The sequence below is a fragment of the Bacillus sp. KNSH39 genome, assembly GCF_052656585.1.
Window position 1 is genome coordinate 3,921,980 of the sequence record NZ_JBQXYO010000001.1, and the last position, 18,021, is coordinate 3,940,000.

The following is an 18,021-nucleotide window of genomic DNA, read 5'->3' on the forward strand; positions in this document are numbered from 1 at the left end:
ACACTATATTTTAGGATTATATATAATAAAGTAAAATTTGACTTTTTAACCACTAAGGAGGAGCATTTTTTTTATGTCAATCGAGGTAGGCAGCAAGTTACAGGGTAAAGTAACAGGTATTACAAATTTTGGGGCTTTTGTGGAGCTGCCAGAGGGCTTAACGGGTCTTGTTCATATTAGTGAAGTTGCTGATAACTATGTAAAAGATATTAACGATCACTTAAAAGTGGGCGACCAAGTAGAAGTAAAAGTTATTAATGTTGAAAAAGATGGAAAGATTGGTTTATCTATCAAAAAAGCGAAAGAACGTGAAAAAACAGAAGGAGATCGTCCACGTGGTGAATACCAACGCGGTGGTGATCAACAACGTTCTGGACGTCCACAACGTAATAATCGCTCTTTCAACAGAGATAATCGCGGTGGCGGTAACGACCGAGCTCCGAAAGAAACATTTGAGCAAAAGATGGCACGCTTCTTAAAAGATAGCGAAGATCGTTTAACTTCTTTAAAGCGTAACACAGAGTCTAAACGTGGTGGCCGTGGCGCGCGTCGCGGATAATAAGGACGTTTAGTTTTTAACATATAGAGAGGTACCCAGAGTAATGTCTCAGGGTGCTTTTTTATATGTAAAAAATATTTTCAAAAAAGTTTTTGAGATGTATTGACTTTAATTAGTATCTGATGTAAGATACTAATTGTCCGTTAAATAAGACGACATGGCGGTGTAGCTCAGCTGGCTAGAGCGTACGGTTCATACCCGTGAGGTCGGGGGTTCGATCCCCTCCGCCGCTATATTTAATTTAACGGCCCGTTGGTCAAGTGGTTAAGACACCGCCCTTTCACGGCGGTAACACGGGTTCGAATCCCGTACGGGTCATCTAAAAAGATCATGCAAATTTGCATGATCTTTTTTTGTTAAATAAATTAAGATATACAACACTTCTACAAAATCACCCTATATTTTCTGAATGTTTAATTAAAATATCGAAAATAACTTACATACCCTGTATATCTGTAGAGTTATTTCGAATAAAAAGTCGAACGATTATAAAAGTGAAAACTGTTGTTTTGACAAAAAAACCAACAATCATCTTTTATAATGACAGTAATTAAACTATGCAGGTGGTGTTAAAAATATGCCTAAAGCAGGAAGGAATACTATGAATACAAGTGCATTGGCAATGAATGAGAGTCAGCTTGATGGAATAAAGTGGACGAGTAAGTTGCGAATGAAATTTGAGCAAGTTTTCTTTAGATGGGGATTTATTATTGTTGTTATTGGTTTTCTTTTGGGACGAGCATATATATTAACAAATATTTTACCGTTTGCACTGCCATTTTTTGCTGCTGTTTATGTTATGAAGCGGGATAAGATGCCGCTAGCATTTTTAGCTCTAATGGGAGGAGCTCTTTCAGTATCGATAGATAATTTGTTTTTTACCTTTGCATCTATCTTTACCTTCTTCATTTATAATATCTTCTTTAGTCGATTTACACGTAAAACTGTTGGACTTGTTCCATTTCAAGTATTTATCTCCGCATTAACCGCACACTTAGTTGTTGTATATTTTGCACAACAAACTGTCACCATGTACGATTTACTCGTTAGTACCATTGAGGCTGGGCTTAGTTTTGTATTAACTATGATATTTTTACAAAGTGTCCCACTTTTAGTGGAAAGGAAAGGAAAACAACAGGCATTAGAGACGGAAGAAATTGTTTGTTTGATTATATTACTAGCATCTGTTTTAACGGGTACAACAGATTGGTTTGTATATGATGCTTCTATTCAACATATTTTTACAAGGTATTTAGTGCTAGTATTTGCATTTATTGCGGGTGCTGCCACAGGGTCTACAGTGGGGGTTGTAACAGGACTAATATTAAGTTTAGCAAATGTGTCTAGCTTGTCTCAGCTTAGCCTTCTTGCTTTTTCTGGATTGCTTGGTGGATTGTTAAAAGAAGGAAAGCGTTTAGGTGTTAGTTTAGGTTTATTAATTGGGACAAGCTTAATTACATTATATGTAGACAAACAGACAAATATTGTAACAACTTTAATTGAGTCAGGTGTAGCGATTGTTATCTTCTTATTAACACCGAAGCTTGTTTTGGATCGTATTGCTAAATTTATGCCAGGTACACAAGAGCATTCGCAAGATCAACAACAATATTTAAGAAGGATGCGTGATGTTACAGCAAATAAAATCAACCAATTTGCAAATGTATTTGCTGCTTTATCTAATAGCTTTTCTGTATATGGGTATGTAGAGGAAGAAGATAAAGAGACAGAAGCAGATTTGTTTTTGAGTACAATTACTGCGAAAACATGTCAAACATGCTTTAAAAAGGATCAATGCTGGGTAGTGAATTTTGATAAAACGTACGATTATATGAAACAAATAATGAATGAAACGGAAGAAGGAACCCTGCAACATAATCGTAAATTAGTTCGTGAGTGGGACAAGCATTGTGTGAGAGGGAAAAAAGTGACGGATTTAGTAGCCGGTGAATTAGATCACTTCTATGAGGGACAAAAATTACGAAAACAAATGAAGGAAAATCGTAGAATAGTAGCGGAGCAACTATTAGGTGTATCAAAGGTTATGGAGGATTTTGCTAAGGAGATACAACGAGAGCGTGAAAATCATCAAGTGCAGGAAGAACAGATTATGCAAGCGTTCCGAGATTTTGGTGTCGAAGTAGAGCATGTTGATATTTATTGTTTAGATAGAGGAAGTATTGATATTGAAATGTTAATTCCAGTTGCATCTAATGAACATGGTGAGTGTGAAAAGTTAGTTGCACCGATGCTTTCAGATATCCTTAAAGAAAATATTGTCGTTAAACATGAAGAAAAGTCTTCTTATCCAAATGGCCATAGTTTAATATCATTTGGTTCGGCGAAGACGTATTCTCTTGATACAGGATTGGCTACAGCTGCAAAAGGCGGTGGATTTGTTTCGGGTGACTCTTATGCGATGATGGATTTAAGTGTTGGTAAATATGCACTTGCGATTAGTGATGGTATGGGTAATGGGCAAAGAGCTCATATGGAAAGTAAGGAAACGGTGAAATTATTACAAAAAATACTCCAATCAGGCATTGATGAAGAAATAGCAATTAAGTCTATCAATTCAATTCTTTCTTTGAGAACGACAGAAGAAATGTTTACGACATTAGATTTAGCTATGGTAGATTTGCGGGATGCGAGTGCAAGGTTTTTAAAGATTGGATCGACGCCGAGTTTTGTTAAACGCGCAAATAATATTTTGAAAATTGAAGCGAGTAATTTGCCGATGGGAATCATCGAAGATGTTGAAGTTGATGTGGTGGGTGAACAATTAAAAACGGGCGATATTCTTATTATGATGAGCGATGGGATTTTTGAAGGAGCACAGCATGTGGAGAATCATGAATTGTGGATGAAACGAAAAATTAAAGAATTGCAAACCGAAGACCCGCAAGAAATTGCTGATATCATTATGGAAGAAGTGATTCGCTCTTGTGATGGTTATATAAATGATGATATGACTATTGTAGTGGCAAAAGTGAAGAAAAATATGCCGAAGTGGGCTACGATTCCGATTGTAGGAATGCAGGCGCAGTAAAATATAAGTGGAATGTTTATCTATAATTTGATTTTAAAAACCTAGGTGAATACCTAGGTTTTTTTGTGGGAAAAGGTAATGTTATTAATTTTGTGAATATACACGGAGGATGTAAGATAAAAATGTAATTTTTGTATATCTTTTTTTTGCACAATGTTTGTAAAAGTTGTACCATTGTAGACAAGGTGACTAAGGTTGCTGTTCTTGTTTAATGAAAGGTGATTGCGAAGTTGAAAGATACATTTGTTGAAAAAGTAGATGACTTTGTAAAGCAGCATGATGTATTAAAGAATGATTCAACAATTGTTGTGGGAGTTTCTGGTGGTCCTGACTCGTTAGCGCTTTTATATTATTTATTAGAAAAAAGAGCGGAAAAACAGTTGGAAATTGTAGTTGCTCATGTGGATCATATGTTTAGAGGTGATGAATCTTATGAGGATTTACAGTTTGTGCAGGGCCTTTGTGAAGAACTGGGAATTATTTGTGAAACGATAAGGATTAATGTATCACAATATCAACAGCAATACGGAATGAATGCACAGGTTGCTGCGAGAGAATGCAGATATGCATTTTTGGAAAGAATAATGAAGAAATATGATGCGAGATATGTTGCTCTTGGACATCATGGAGATGATCAAGTCGAGACAATTTTAATGCGTCTTGTAAGAGGGAGTACTCCGAAAGGATATGCAGGAATTGCAGTGAAGCGTCCTTTTCATAATGGATATTTAATTAGGCCGTTACTTGGCGTAACGAAGGAAGAAATTGTTGATTACTGTAATAAGCTAAATTTAATGCCACGTATAGATCCGAGTAATAAAAAGGAAGTATATACAAGGAATCGATTACGTAAATATGTCCTTCCTCATTTGAAAGAAGAAAATCCACAAATGCATGAGAAATTCCAAAAATTTAGCGTGCAGATGCAAGAGGATGAGGCTTATTTGCAGGAATTAGCTTTTGAGAAAATGAATAAAGTAATTACAAAAAAAAGTGATAAACAAATTAGCTTATCAATTCCTGCCTTTGAATCCATGTCTATGCCTTTACAAAGAAGAGGGATTCAACTAATATTAAACTATCTTTATGAATATAAGATTCCATCTTCTCTTTCTTCTATACATATTGACAAGTTGATTGAGTTTTTTAAGCGGACACAACCTTCAGGTTCACTTGATTTTCCGGGTGATTTGAAAATTGTTCGTTCATACGAGGAGTGTAGCTTTAGATTTAAACAAGAAATTGTCTCTCCTTTTTCACAAGATTTATTAGTACCCGGGACCATTACGCTATTGAACGGGGATGAATTTGTAACAGAGGTGAGCGAAGATATACCAAGTAACATGAATGAAACAGTATTTGTTGCTAAGTATAATGATATATCATATCCACTTCGTATTCGTTCTAGAGAAAATGGAGATCGCATGTCAATACAAGGTATGAATGGCACGAAAAAGATAAAAGCTATTTTTATCGAAGCGAAAGTACCGAAAGAAAAAAGAGAAGAATGGCCGGTCGTTTGTGATGCAAGTGGGACTATTATTTGGGTACCCTTGTTGAAACGATCTGCATTTGCAATTTCGAAAGAGATGGCAAAGAAGGATAAATATATGATTATTCACTACAAAAGCAAGGAGTCTTCCGGGAGGATAATGAAATGATGAATCAAGATATCGAAAAAGTATTAATTTCTGAAGAGCAAATACAAGAAAAGGTGCGCGAACTAGGTGCAATTATTGCAGAGGATTATAAAAACACAGTACCTCTTGCAATTGGTGTATTAAAAGGCGCAATGCCATTCATGGCAGATTTATTAAAGAGAACAGATACATATCTTGAAATGGATTTTATGGCTGTATCTAGTTACGGTCACTCTACAGTTTCAACAGGCGAAGTGAAAATTTTAAAAGATCTTGATACTTCTGTAGAAGGTCGCGATATTTTAATCGTCGAAGATATTATTGATAGTGGTCTTACACTAAGCTACTTAGTAGACTTATTCAAATATCGTAAAGCGAAGTCTGTAAAAATTGTTACATTATTAGATAAGCCAACAGGCCGTAAGGTTGATCTGAAAGCGGATTATGTTGGATTTACTGTTCCACATGAATTTGTAGTAGGATATGGATTAGATTATAAAGAGCAATACCGTAATCTTCCTTATGTAGGCGTATTAAAACCAAGCGTTTACTCAAATTAATTAAATATAGGCTTCACAATTGTATAGGAAAGTTTTTCTATGTTACGATTTACTATAGTGTTTATGCCGTGAGAGGAGGTTAGGAATGAATCGTATCTTCCGTAATACCATCTTTTATTTACTGATATTCTTAGTAGTAATTGGAATCGTGAGCTATTTTAATGGTTCGACACAAAAAACGACATCAGTTAGCTACGACAAATTCATTACTAAACTAGAAAGCGGTGAAGTGCGTAATGTGCAACTTCAACCGAAAAATGGTGTATTTGAGGTAAAAGGACAATTTAATAACTCTAGCCAAGGAGAACAATTTGTTACTTATGCACCAAATACTGAGGAATTACAAAAGAAAATTAATGATAAAGCGAAAGGTGCCGAAGTTAAGTATCAACCAGCAGAAGAAACAAGTGCTTGGGTAACATTCTTTACTTCAATCATTCCATTTGTCATCATCTTCATTTTATTCTTCTTCTTATTAAACCAAGCTCAAGGCGGCGGTAGCCGTGTTATGAACTTCGGGAAAAGTAAGGCGAAGTTATATAATGATGAAAAGAAAAAAGTTCGTTTCAGAGATGTTGCTGGTGCGGATGAAGAGAAACAAGAACTTGTTGAGGTAGTTGAATTCTTGAAAGACCCTCGTAAGTTCTCTGAAGTTGGTGCTCGTATTCCAAAGGGTGTCCTATTAGTTGGACCTCCAGGTACAGGTAAAACTTTATTAGCACGTGCTGTTGCAGGTGAGGCTGGCGTTCCATTCTTCTCTATCAGTGGTTCTGACTTCGTAGAGATGTTTGTCGGTGTCGGTGCATCACGTGTACGTGATTTATTTGAAAATGCAAAGAAAAATGCTCCTTGTATCATTTTCATTGATGAAATTGATGCAGTAGGTCGTCAACGTGGCGCAGGTCTTGGTGGTGGTCATGATGAGCGTGAGCAAACATTGAACCAATTACTTGTTGAAATGGATGGATTCGGTGCAAACGAAGGTATTATTATCGTTGCTGCGACAAACCGTCCAGACATTCTTGACCCAGCGTTATTACGTCCAGGTCGTTTTGACCGTCAAATTACAGTAGATCGTCCAGATGTAAATGGCCGTGAAGCTGTACTGAAAGTACATGCGCGTAATAAACCACTTGATGAGCATATTAATTTAAGAGCAATTGCGACTCGTACACCAGGATTCTCTGGTGCGGATCTTGAAAACTTATTAAACGAAGCTGCTTTAGTAGCTGCACGTCAAGATAAGAAGAAAATTGATATGAGTGATATCGATGAAGCGACGGATCGTGTTATTGCAGGTCCAGCTAAGAAAAGTCGTGTTATCTCTGAAAAAGAACGTAATATCGTTGCTTTCCATGAAGCGGGTCATACTGTAATTGGTGTTGTTCTTGATGAAGCAGATGTCGTTCATAAAGTAACAATTGTCCCTCGTGGTCAGGCTGGTGGATATGCGGTAATGCTTCCGAAAGAAGATCGTTACTTCATGACGAAACCAGAGTTACTTGATAAAATCACTGGTTTACTTGGTGGCCGAGTAGCTGAGGAGATTGTATTTGGTGAAGTGAGTACAGGTGCTCATAATGACTTCCAACGTGCGACTGGTATTGCAAGACGTATGGTTACGGAATTTGGTATGAGTGACAAACTTGGACCGATGCAATTTGGTAGCTCGCAAGGTGGTCAAGTGTTCTTAGGAAGAGACTTCCACTCAGAACAAAACTATAGTGATGCGATTGCACATGAAATCGATATGGAAATGCAATCAATTATGAAAGAATGTTATGCTCGTGCAAAACAAATTCTTACTGAAAACCGTGATAAACTAGATATTATCGCACAAACGTTACTTGAAGTAGAAACGTTAGATGCAGAGCAAATCAATCATTTATGTGATTACGGCAGATTGCCAGAACGTCCAACATCTTCAGATGATGTGAAAGTAAACATCAACATGAAGAAAGACGATGAAGATAAAGAAGATAAGTAAGAAGTGAAGGAGTGACTATCGTCACTCCTTTTTTGTTTGTTAAAATCTTTGTTAATTACTATTGAGAACTTAGTGGATAAAGTAATTTAAGTAAAACTAGTATTAAAAATTGAAATAGAGAGCAATCTTTTTGTAAAATGATGAGGATAGGAAAGCTGATTATATAAGTATGTGTGATATGATGTTTTTATAAGTTTTATACATACTACACAAATATAGATTAAATAAGATAAGTGGTGAGAATATGATTTTTGTATTGGATGTAGGGAACACAAATGCTGTACTAGGTGTGTTTGAAGAGGGGGAACTTCGTCAGCATTGGCGCATGGAAACAGATCGTCATAAGACAGAAGATGAATATGGAATGCTTGTAAAGCAATTGCTTGAGCATGAGGGTCTTTCGTTTGAAGATGTGAAAGGTATTATTGTGTCTTCAGTCGTACCACCAATTATGTTTGCTTTAGAGCGCATGTGTGAAAAATATTTTAAAATTAAACCGCTTGTAGTAGGGCCTGGGATAAAAACAGGACTAAATATTAAATATGAAAATCCGCGTGAAGTAGGCGCAGACCGAATTGTAAATGCAGTAGCAGGAATCCACTTATATGGAAGTCCGCTCATTATTGTTGATTTTGGTACGGCTACTACATATTGTTATATTAACGAAGAAAAACATTATATGGGTGGAGTTATTACGCCAGGAATTATGATTTCAGCAGAGGCTTTATATAGCAGAGCAGCAAAACTTCCTCGTATCGAAATTACAAAACCAAGCAGTGTTGTTGGGAAAAATACAGTAAGTGCGATGCAATCTGGTATTCTTTATGGTTATGTTGGACAAGTGGAAGGTATTGTTAAGCGTATGAAAGAAGAAGCTAGACAAGAACCTAAAGTTATTGCAACAGGTGGATTGGCAAAATTAATTTCCGAAGAATCGAATGTAATTGATATTGTAGATCCGTTTTTAACGTTAAAAGGTTTGTATATGTTATATGAACGTAATGCAAATTTACAGCATGAGAAAGGTGAATAAATACGTATGAAAGATTATTTAGTAAAAGCGTTAGCATTTGATGGAGAAGTGCGTGCGTATAGTGTATGTACAACAAATACAGTAAGTGAGGCGCAAAGACGTCATGATACATGGAGAACAGCTTCAGCGGCACTAGGGCGTTCTTTGACTGCGGGTACAATGATGGGCGCAATGTTAAAGGGTGAGCAAAAGTTAACGATTAAGGTAGAAGGTAACGGTCCAATTGGCCCTATCTTAGTAGATGCTCATGCAAATGGAGATGTACGTGGTTATGTAACGAATCCGCATGTTGATTTTGAAGGAACAGAACAAGGGAAGTTACGTGTATATCAAGCGGTAGGTACAGAGGGGTTTGTAACTGTAATTAAAGATATTGGAATGCGTGAGCCGTTTATTGGTCAATCTCCAATCGTTTCAGGAGAATTAGGAGAAGACTTTACGTATTATTTTGCAGTTTCTGAACAAACGCCTTCTTCTGTAGGTGTTGGTGTTCTTGTAAATGGAGATGATAGCATATTAGCGGCAGGTGGATTCATCCTTCAAATTATGCCGGGTGCGCAAGATGAAACGATTTCATTTATTGAAGACCGTTTACAAAAGATTCCACCTGTATCAACGTTGATTGAACAAGGTCTTTCTCCGGAAGAGCTACTATATGCAGTTCTTGGAGAAGATAAAGTAAAAGTATTAGAAACAATGGATGTTCAATTTAATTGCACATGCTCACGCGAGCGTATTGAGAGTGTATTAATTAGTTTAGGTAAAACAGAGTTAGAGCAAGTTCGTGAAGAAGAGGAAGAGACAGAAGTTCACTGTCATTTCTGTAATGAACGATACAAGTTCTCTAAAGAAGATATTACAAATTTAATCGAGAATTTGTAATAAGGGAATTAAGAGGAGCAATCCTCCAAATGAATTGACAAACAGGGAATTTTCTGACAAAATCTAAATATAGATAAAACCAATAAAAATACTCGGTGTTAGGAGTGACAGGAATGCGAGTGGCACAATCAGTTTCAGAATTAATCGGGAAAACGCCGATCGTTAAGTTGAACCGCATCGTAGAATCAGACAGCGCAGATATATACTTAAAATTAGAATTTATGAATCCGGGGAGTAGTGTTAAAGATCGTATCGCATTAGCTATGATTGAAGATGCTGAAAAAAAGGGATTATTAAAAGAGGGCGATACAATCATTGAGCCGACAAGTGGTAACACAGGAATTGGTTTAGCGATGGTAGCGGCTGCTAAAGGATATAATGCAATCTTAGTAATGCCAGAAACAATGAGTATTGAGCGTCGTAATTTATTACGTGCTTACGGTGCGGAATTAGTATTGACTCCAGGGCCTGAAGGAATGGGTGGAGCAATTCGTAAAGCGACTGAATTAGCAAAAGAACATGGCTACTTTATACCACAACAGTTCAAAAACCAATCGAATCCAGAAATTCACCGTTTAACAACAGGTCCAGAAATTATTGAACAAATGGGCGACCAATTAGATGCGTTTATTGCAGGTATTGGTACAGGTGGAACGATTACTGGTGCTGGTGAAGTACTGAAGGAAGCGTATAAAGATATTAAAATTTATGCAGTAGAACCTGCAGATTCACCAGTATTATCTGGTGGGAAGCCAGGTCCACATAAAATCCAAGGAATTGGGGCGGGATTTGTTCCGGAGACGTTGGATGTAGAAGTATATGATGAAATTATTCAAGTGAAAACAGAGCAAGCATTTGAATATGCGAGAAGAGTGGCTAAAGAGGAAGGTATTTTAGTTGGTATCTCTTCAGGCGCAGTTATTTATGCAGCAACAGAGGTTGCGAAAAAGTTAGGTAAAGGGAAAAAGGTACTTGTTATTATCCCGAGTAACGGTGAACGTTATTTAAGTACACCACTTTATCAATTTGAATCCTAATTAAACGCGATTGAAAAAGCATCCTTGAAAAAGGGTGCTTTTTCTTTTGGGATTGGAAATAGGAAAAGAGTGAATGACTAGAAAACTTCATGTAAAATAAGAGGTAGTATAATTAAATTATTTTCACTAGCCTTCGAGTATAATCAATCTCTATATAAATAACTTATGTAGTTTGAGCTGGTTTATCTAAGAGGGTGGGATAAAAGAAGACGGGGTGTTGATATGCAACGAAGAAAATCTTTAGCGCTTTCTATTCCATATCAGTTAGATTTCTTTAAGCAATATAAATTTCTTTCTCAGGGTAAATCGCAACATATTTTGTTAGAAAGCGGCCGTGGCGGTCGTTATAACATTGTAGGGCTGAACCCAGTAGCGGTAATCCGAGGGAAGGGTGAAATGTTACATATAAGTGAAAGTGGTAAGGAAACAATAAAACGAGGGAATCCGTTAGATTTAATGCAAGAATATATGGAACAATGGAAGACGGACTATAACCCAGAGTATCCGCCTTTTCAAGGTGGTGCAATTGGCTATTTCAGTTATGACTGTATCCGTTATATTGAAAAGCTGCCTTCTCTTGCGGAAGATGATATTGATATACCTGACATCTTCTTTTTATTATTTGATGACGTATTTGTCTATGATCAAAAAGAACAAGTGTTATGGGTTATTACGCATTATGTAGATAAATATGAAGAGGCGAAAGAACGGCTAAATGAGTGGAAGAGTCTTTGGATGACAGAAGCGCCTGAAGTGACCGTGCCCTTTGAAAGTCCTGAAAAGAAAAGTGAAGCAGTTGCTTTTACTGAAGCTGGCTTTATGAAGGCAGTTGAATGTATTCAAGAATATATTGGAGCGGGTGATGTGTTCCAAGTAAACTTGTCGACGAGACAAGAAAGAACGTTACAGACACACCCACTAGAAATTTATACAAGTCTTCGTGAAATTAATCCATCTCCATATATGGGTTACCTGGAGCTTGGGGATTTTCAAATCGTTAGTGGATCGCCAGAGTTGTTAATTAAGAAACAAGGAACTGAAGTAAGTACAAGACCAATTGCTGGAACGAGATCTAGAGGCGCGGATGAGCAAGAGGATGAAGAATTAGCAAGAGAATTAATTGAGAACGAAAAAGAAAGAGCAGAGCATGTAATGCTTGTGGATTTAGAAAGAAATGATTTAGGACGTGTTTGTAAATATGGCACTGTAGAAGTAGATGAATTTATGGTAATTGAGAAATACTCACATGTTATGCATATTGTTTCTAATGTGCGTGGTGAGGTGGAAGAAGATAAAGATGCTTTTGATTTAGTGAAGGCTGTATTCCCTGGGGGAACAATTACTGGTGCCCCAAAAATACGTACGATGGAAATTATTGAGGAACTAGAACCTGTTCGAAGAGGGATTTATACAGGTTCAATCGGTTGGATTGGTTATTCTGGAGATACAGAATTGAATATTGTAATTAGAACACTTCTTGCTAAAGATGGAAAAGCTCATGTACAAGCAGGGGCGGGAATTGTAATTGATTCAAATCCGGAAAATGAATATAAAGAGTCGTTAAAAAAGGCGATTGCTTTATGGCGTGCAAAAGAACGTAGTGAAGAAACGGTTAGGTGAGAGAAATGATATTAATGATTGATAATTATGATTCTTTTACATTTAATTTAGTGCAGTTTCTTGGAGAACTTGGACAAGAGCTCGTTGTTAAACGTAACGATGAAGTGACTATTTCAGATATTGAGAATATGAAACCAGATTTTCTAATGATTTCTCCAGGTCCGTGCAGTCCTAATGAAGCTGGGATTAGTATGGAAGTTATTAAATACTTTGCTGGAAAGATTCCGATTTTTGGTGTTTGTCTAGGGCATCAATCCATTGCACAAGTGTTTGGTGGAGAGGTTGTCCGTGCAGACCGATTAATGCATGGAAAAACGTCGCTTATGCATCATGATGGAAAGACGATTTTTTCGGATATTCCTAATCCGTTTACTGCGACGCGCTATCATTCCCTTATTGTTAAGAAAGAGACGTTACCCGATTGCTTAGAGGTAACATCTTGGACAGAGGAAGGGGAAATTATGGCACTTCGTCATAAGACATTACCGATAGAGGGTGTGCAATTCCATCCAGAATCTATTATGACTTCTCATGGGAAAGAGCTGTTGCAGAATTTCATTCGTAAATACAGTCCAAGTGCGACATTATGTTAATTTACGTAAATGGTCAGTATGTAGAAGCAAGTGAAGCGAGAATTTCTCCTTATGATCATGGTTATTTATATGGTCTTGGAGTTTTTGAAACGTTTCGTATTTATAATGGTCATCCTTTCTTATTGGATGATCATTATAACCGTTTAATAGAGGCGCTGGATACATTGCAAATTAAATGGACAATGACAAAAAATGATGTGATGCTTATTTTGAAAGATTTACTCGCTAAGAATGAATTGAAGCATGCATATGTACGTTTTAATGTATCGGCGGGTATAGATGAAATAGGATTACAAACGGAAATGTATGAAGAGCCTTCTGTTATTGTTTTTATAAAACCTTTAACAGCTCCAGGGGATGTAGTGGAAAAAGAAGGTGTTATTCTAAAACAAGTGCGAAATACACCGGAAGGGACATTTCGCCTGAAGTCTCATCACTATTTAAATAATATTTTAGGGAAGCGTGAAATTGGAAATGTTGTGAGTAAGGAAGGTATTTTCCTCACTGAAGCAGGTTATGTTGCAGAGGGCATTGTTTCGAATCTATTTTTTGTGAAAGGTGATGTTTTATATACACCTTCGTTAGAGACAGGGATTTTAAATGGTATCACTCGTGCGTTTATTATAAAGAGTGCTGAAGAATTAAATATAGAAGTAAAGGAAGGTTTCTTTACAAAAGATGAGCTACTTTCAGCGGATGAAGTCTTCGTAACAAACTCCATTCAAGAAATTGTTCCGCTTTATCGTATAGAAGCGCAGGATTTCCCGGGTAAAGTAGGAGTGGTTACAAAAAGTTTAATGTACCTTTATGGAATGCAAAGAGAGAAATTATGGAGCAGAAATGAATTACGAAGAGGAGATGTGTAGTTTGAAGTGGGATTATGATTTGCGCTGCGGCGAATATACATTGAATTTAAATGAAAAAACATTAATTATGGGGATTTTAAATGTAACACCAGATTCGTTTTCTGATGGTGGGAGTTACAACGAGGTAGATGCTGCGGTACGTCACGCAAAAGAAATGCAAGGTCAAGGTGCTCATATTATTGATATTGGTGGCGAATCTACTCGCCCAGGTTTTGCTAAAGTATCAGTAGAAGAAGAAATAAAGCGAGTTGTCCCGATAATTCAAGCAGTTTCAAAAGAAGTAAAATTGCCTATATCTATCGATACATATAAAGCTGAAGTTGCAAAGCAAGCAATTGAGGCTGGTGCTCATATTATTAATGATATTTGGGGAGCGAAGGCGGAGCCAAAAATTGCTGAAGTCGCAGCTCATTATGATGTACCCATCATTTTAATGCATAACCGCGATAATATGAATTATCGTAATTTAATGGCGGATATGATTGCTGATTTGTATGACAGTATTAAAATTGCTAAAAATGCTGGTGTGCCAGATGAGAATATTATTTTAGATCCAGGTATCGGTTTTGCTAAAACACCTGAGCAGAACTTAGAGGCGATGCGTAATTTAGAACAGTTAAATGTGCTAGGTTATCCAGTTCTCTTAGGTACTTCGAGAAAGTCCTTTATTGGGCACGTATTAGATTTGCCAGTGGAGGAACGCCTTGAGGGAACAGGAGCTACCGTTTGTCTTGGTATTGAAAAGGGCTGTGAGTTTGTTCGTGTCCATGATGTGAAAGAAATGGCGCGTATGGCTAAAATGATGGATGCGATGATTGGTAAGGGGGTAAGGTAATTGGATAAAATTTATATCCATGATATGGAGTTTTATGGTTATCATGGTGTGTTCCCAGAGGAGAATAAATTAGGTCAGAGATTTAAAGTTGACTTAACGGTGGAGTTGGATTTAAAGCGTGCAGGGGAAAGTGATGACTTAGAGCATTCGGTCAATTATGGAGAGCTTTTCGAATTATGTAGAAAAGTTGTTGAGGATAGAAAGTATAAGCTTGTGGAGAGTATCGCTGAAAATATTGCTGCAGATATATTAAAACAATATGAAAGTATTTCACGCTGTACAATTAAGGTAATTAAGCCGGATCCACCGATACCGGGTCATTATCGTGCTGTAGCAGTAGAAATTACGAGAGAACGTCCATGAACAATATAGCTTACATTGCATTAGGGTCAAATATTGGAGAGCGTTATACGTATCTAACTGAAGCGATTCAGTTTTTAAATAAAAATCCTTATATTCAGGTTGATGATATTTCATCTGTATATGAAACTGAGCCAGTTGGCTATACTGACCAAAGTTGCTTTTTAAATTTAGTTATAAAAATTTCTACCAATTTATCACCACAAGAGTTATTGAAAGTAACACAAAAAGTAGAAAATGACCTAGGAAGAAAAAGGGAAATTAGGTGGGGGCCGAGGACTATCGACCTTGACATTTTACTTTATAATCAAGAGAATATTGAAGCAGAGAATCTTATTGTTCCGCATCCGCGGATGTTTGAAAGAGCTTTTGTTATCGTTCCGTTGTTAGAGATTAATCAAGACATAAAACAAAATATTTCACGTTCACAAGTAGAAGAAATGAAAAGGCGAGAGGGAGTAACGGTATGGAAGCAGAAAAATGGGGAAGACGCATTCGTGCTTTTCGAAAGCTAAAAGGCTATACACAAGAAGGTTTTGCTAAAGAACTAGGGGTATCTGTATCTGTTTTAGGTGAGGTTGAGAGAGGGAATAGATCGCCTTCTCAAGATTTTGTAGTAGAAGTTGCTAAGGCATTAAATGTTTCGATAGAGGAATTAATGCCAAAGTGATTGTACAGGAAGGAGTAGGTTGATTGTTAAAGATTGCAAATATCGAGATGAAAAATCCGGTTGTACTAGCACCGATGGCGGGAGTGTGTAACTCTGCATTCCGTTTAACAGTAAAAGAATTTGGTGCCGGCTTAGTTTGTGCTGAAATGGTAAGTGATAAGGCAATATTACTTAATAATAAAAGAACATTAGATATGTTATATATCGACGAGAGAGAAAAGCCATTAAGTTTACAAATTTTTGGTGGAGAGAAAGAAACTCTTGTAGATGCTGCGAAATATGTAGATAAATATACGACAGCAGACATAATTGATATTAATATGGGTTGTCCAGTGCCGAAAATCGTTAAATGTGATGCGGGGGCAAGGTGGCTTTTAGATCCGAATAAAATATATGAAATGGTAGCAGCGGTTGTAGATGCTGTAGAAAAGCCGGTTACAGTTAAAATGCGTATCGGTTGGGATGAAGAACATATTTTCGCAATAGAAAATGCTAGGGCTGTTGAGCGTGCTGGTGGCCAAGCTGTGGCGGTTCACGGACGTACACGAGTGCAAATGTATGAAGGAAAAGCGGATTGGGATATTATTAAACAAGTAAAACAATCTGTAAATATCCCGGTTATCGGAAATGGTGATGTCGCAACGCCGCAAGATGCAAAGCGTATGCTTGATGAAATTGGTGTAGATGGTGTTATGATTGGTCGTGCGGCTCTTGGAGATCCGTGGATGATTTATCGTACGGTAAAGTATTTGGAGACAGGTGAATTAATGCCGGAACCAACAGTGCGCGAGAAAATTGATGTATGTATGTTACATCTAGATCGTCTTATTGACTTAAAGAACGAAAGTGTCGCTGTAAGAGAGATGAGAAAACATGCAGCTTGGTATTTAAAAGGTGTTCGTGGTAATGCGAGTGTACGTAATGGTATTAATGCTTGTAACACACGGGAAGACCTTGCGAATGTGTTAGGTACATTTGTAGAAGAAGTGGAAGCGAAACAACAAACAATTTACGTTGGTTAATAATGGACATAGGAGATTGACATTCTTCTATACACTTCCTATAATTACGTGAAAGAAAGAAGAGCTGCCAGTTAGTTGCTGGCAGTTTTTCTAGTTGAGTAGAAAATGCTATACTGTATATATTGTAAAATTAAATAGAGCTGGAGTGATATCAATATCATGGATAACATGAACCACGAAGAATTAAACGACCAATTGATTGTTCGTCGTGAAAAGCTACATAATTTACGTGAACAAGGAATTGACCCGTTCGGTAAAAGATTTGAACGCACAAATTCAACAACTGATTTAGTGAGTCTATATGGAGAGTTCTCTAAGGAAGAATTAGAGGAGAAGGAAATCGCTGTTTCTATCGCTGGTCGTATTATGACAAAACGCGGAAAAGGGAAAGCTGGATTTGCACACGTTCAAGATTTACATGGACAAGTTCAAATTTATGTTCGTAAAGATGCTGTTGGAGATGACGAGTACGAATTATTTAAAACAGCAGATTTAGGTGATTTAGTAGGTATTGAAGGTAAAGTGTTCAAAACAAATGTTGGAGAACTTTCAGTAAAAGCAACAGGCTTTACGCTATTAACGAAATCTCTTCGTCCATTACCAGATAAATACCATGGATTAAAAGATGTTGAACAACGATACCGTCAACGTTACTTAGACTTAATTACAAGTATGGAAAGTCGTGAAACGTTCGTTACTCGTAGTAAAATCATTCGTGAGATGAGAAGATACCTAGATGACAACGGTTATCTTGAAGTGGAAACACCTATGATGCATGCAATTGCAGGTGGAGCTTCTGCGCGTCCTTTCACTACACATCATAATGCGTTAGATATGGAATTATATATGCGTATCGCAATTGAGCTACATTTAAAGCGTCTTATTGTGGGTGGTTTGGAAAAAGTATATGAGATCGGCCGTGTATTCCGTAATGAGGGTGTATCAACTCGTCATAACCCTGAGTTTACGATGATTGAATTATATGAAGCATACGCTGATTATAAAGATATTATGAAGTTAACAGAAGATATGGTTGCTCATATCGCGAAAAAAGTACTGGGTACAACAACAATCCAGTATGGTGATTATGAAATTAATCTAGAACCAGAATGGACACGTCTTCATATGGTAGATGCGATTAAGCAATACTCTGGAGCTGATTTCTGGAATCCGATGAGTGTAGAAGAAGCGCGTGAGCTTGCAAAAGAACATAATGTAGAAATTAAAGATACAATGGAAGTTGGTCATATTATAAATGAATTCTTCGAACAAAAAGTAGAAGATAAATTAATCCAACCAACATTTATT

At 37.0% G+C, this 18,021-nt stretch carries 17 protein-coding genes and 2 tRNA genes (1 of these 19 running past the window's edge); all 19 read left to right on the plus strand.

Features of this window, described 5'->3' with window-relative positions:
• Positions 1 to 73 precede the first annotated feature (73 nt).
• Positions 74 to 559, plus strand: a complete 486-nt coding sequence (locus ACUL40_RS20015; RefSeq protein WP_000021451.1) for a S1 domain-containing RNA-binding protein — start codon at positions 74 to 76, stop codon at positions 557 to 559.
• 159 nt (positions 560 to 718) lie between these two features.
• A tRNA-Met gene (locus ACUL40_RS20020) sits at positions 719 to 792 on the plus strand.
• A 13-nt stretch (positions 793 to 805) separates the two neighbouring features.
• Positions 806 to 877, plus strand: a tRNA-Glu gene (locus ACUL40_RS20025).
• Positions 878 to 1,136: 259 nt separating this feature from the next.
• The gene (gene spoIIE / locus ACUL40_RS20030) at positions 1,137 to 3,608 is read left to right on the plus strand and encodes a stage II sporulation protein E (RefSeq protein ID WP_001123541.1); all 2,472 of its coding nucleotides are present in this window, start codon (positions 1,137 to 1,139) and stop codon (positions 3,606 to 3,608) included.
• 230 nt (positions 3,609 to 3,838) lie between these two features.
• Entirely contained in the window at positions 3,839 to 5,269 is a 1,431-nt protein-coding gene (gene tilS / locus ACUL40_RS20035; protein WP_000655463.1) for a tRNA lysidine(34) synthetase TilS, read from the plus strand.
• Positions 5,266 to 5,808, plus strand: coding sequence for a hypoxanthine phosphoribosyltransferase (gene hpt, locus ACUL40_RS20040; RefSeq protein WP_000981842.1), 543 nt, complete (start codon positions 5,266 to 5,268; stop codon positions 5,806 to 5,808). Before tilS ends, hpt begins: the two co-directional genes overlap by 4 nt.
• An 85-nt stretch (positions 5,809 to 5,893) precedes the next feature.
• On the plus strand, positions 5,894 to 7,795 hold the full coding sequence (gene ftsH, locus ACUL40_RS20045; RefSeq protein WP_001079674.1) for an ATP-dependent zinc metalloprotease FtsH: 1,902 nt from the start codon (positions 5,894 to 5,896) through the stop codon (positions 7,793 to 7,795).
• Positions 7,796 to 8,039: 244 nt separating this feature from the next.
• A complete protein-coding gene (locus ACUL40_RS20050; RefSeq protein WP_000578368.1) occupies positions 8,040 to 8,828 on the plus strand; it encodes a type III pantothenate kinase in 789 nt (262 codons plus the stop codon).
• Positions 8,829 to 8,834: 6 nt separating this feature from the next.
• Positions 8,835 to 9,710, plus strand: a complete 876-nt coding sequence (hslO, locus tag ACUL40_RS20055) for a redox-regulated molecular chaperone HslO (RefSeq protein WP_445423118.1) — start codon at positions 8,835 to 8,837, stop codon at positions 9,708 to 9,710.
• Positions 9,711 to 9,823: 113 nt separating this feature from the next.
• Positions 9,824 to 10,747 (plus strand): cysteine synthase A, encoded by a 924-nt coding sequence (cysK, locus tag ACUL40_RS20060; RefSeq protein WP_001261712.1) that lies wholly within the window; start codon positions 9,824 to 9,826, stop codon positions 10,745 to 10,747.
• Positions 10,748 to 10,969: 222 nt separating this feature from the next.
• Positions 10,970 to 12,367, plus strand: a complete 1,398-nt coding sequence (pabB, locus tag ACUL40_RS20065; protein ID WP_001189726.1) for an aminodeoxychorismate synthase component I — start codon at positions 10,970 to 10,972, stop codon at positions 12,365 to 12,367.
• Between the two features lie 5 nt (positions 12,368 to 12,372).
• Positions 12,373 to 12,960 (plus strand): aminodeoxychorismate/anthranilate synthase component II, encoded by a 588-nt coding sequence (gene pabA, locus ACUL40_RS20070; protein WP_000602293.1) that lies wholly within the window; start codon positions 12,373 to 12,375, stop codon positions 12,958 to 12,960.
• The gene (gene pabC, locus ACUL40_RS20075; protein WP_000909884.1) at positions 12,954 to 13,826 is read left to right on the plus strand and encodes an aminodeoxychorismate lyase; all 873 of its coding nucleotides are present in this window, start codon (positions 12,954 to 12,956) and stop codon (positions 13,824 to 13,826) included. The genes pabA and pabC overlap by 7 nt, the downstream gene beginning before the upstream one ends.
• Positions 13,801 to 14,661 carry a dihydropteroate synthase gene (gene folP, locus ACUL40_RS20080; protein WP_002183026.1) on the plus strand — a complete coding sequence of 287 codons (861 nt, stop codon included), beginning with the start codon at positions 13,801 to 13,803 and terminating at the stop codon, positions 14,659 to 14,661. Before pabC ends, folP begins: the two co-directional genes overlap by 26 nt.
• The gene (folB, locus tag ACUL40_RS20085; protein ID WP_000358062.1) at positions 14,662 to 15,024 is read left to right on the plus strand and encodes a dihydroneopterin aldolase; all 363 of its coding nucleotides are present in this window, start codon (positions 14,662 to 14,664) and stop codon (positions 15,022 to 15,024) included.
• Positions 15,021 to 15,536, plus strand: a complete 516-nt coding sequence (folK, locus tag ACUL40_RS20090) for a 2-amino-4-hydroxy-6-hydroxymethyldihydropteridine diphosphokinase (protein WP_001059450.1) — start codon at positions 15,021 to 15,023, stop codon at positions 15,534 to 15,536. Before folB ends, folK begins: the two co-directional genes overlap by 4 nt.
• The gene (locus ACUL40_RS20095) at positions 15,488 to 15,691 is read left to right on the plus strand and encodes a helix-turn-helix domain-containing protein (RefSeq protein WP_000387031.1); all 204 of its coding nucleotides are present in this window, start codon (positions 15,488 to 15,490) and stop codon (positions 15,689 to 15,691) included. The genes folK and ACUL40_RS20095 overlap by 49 nt, the downstream gene beginning before the upstream one ends.
• 23 nt (positions 15,692 to 15,714) lie before the next feature.
• A complete protein-coding gene (gene dusB, locus ACUL40_RS20100) occupies positions 15,715 to 16,713 on the plus strand; it encodes a tRNA dihydrouridine synthase DusB (protein WP_000912251.1) in 999 nt (332 codons plus the stop codon).
• 159 nt (positions 16,714 to 16,872) lie between these two features.
• Positions 16,873 to 18,021 carry the 5' portion of a lysine--tRNA ligase gene (gene lysS, locus ACUL40_RS20105; protein ID WP_000369668.1) on the plus strand. The gene runs 351 nt beyond the window's last position, so the window shows 1,149 of its 1,500 coding nt (coding positions 1-1,149); its start codon is at positions 16,873 to 16,875; its stop codon lies beyond the right edge, outside the window.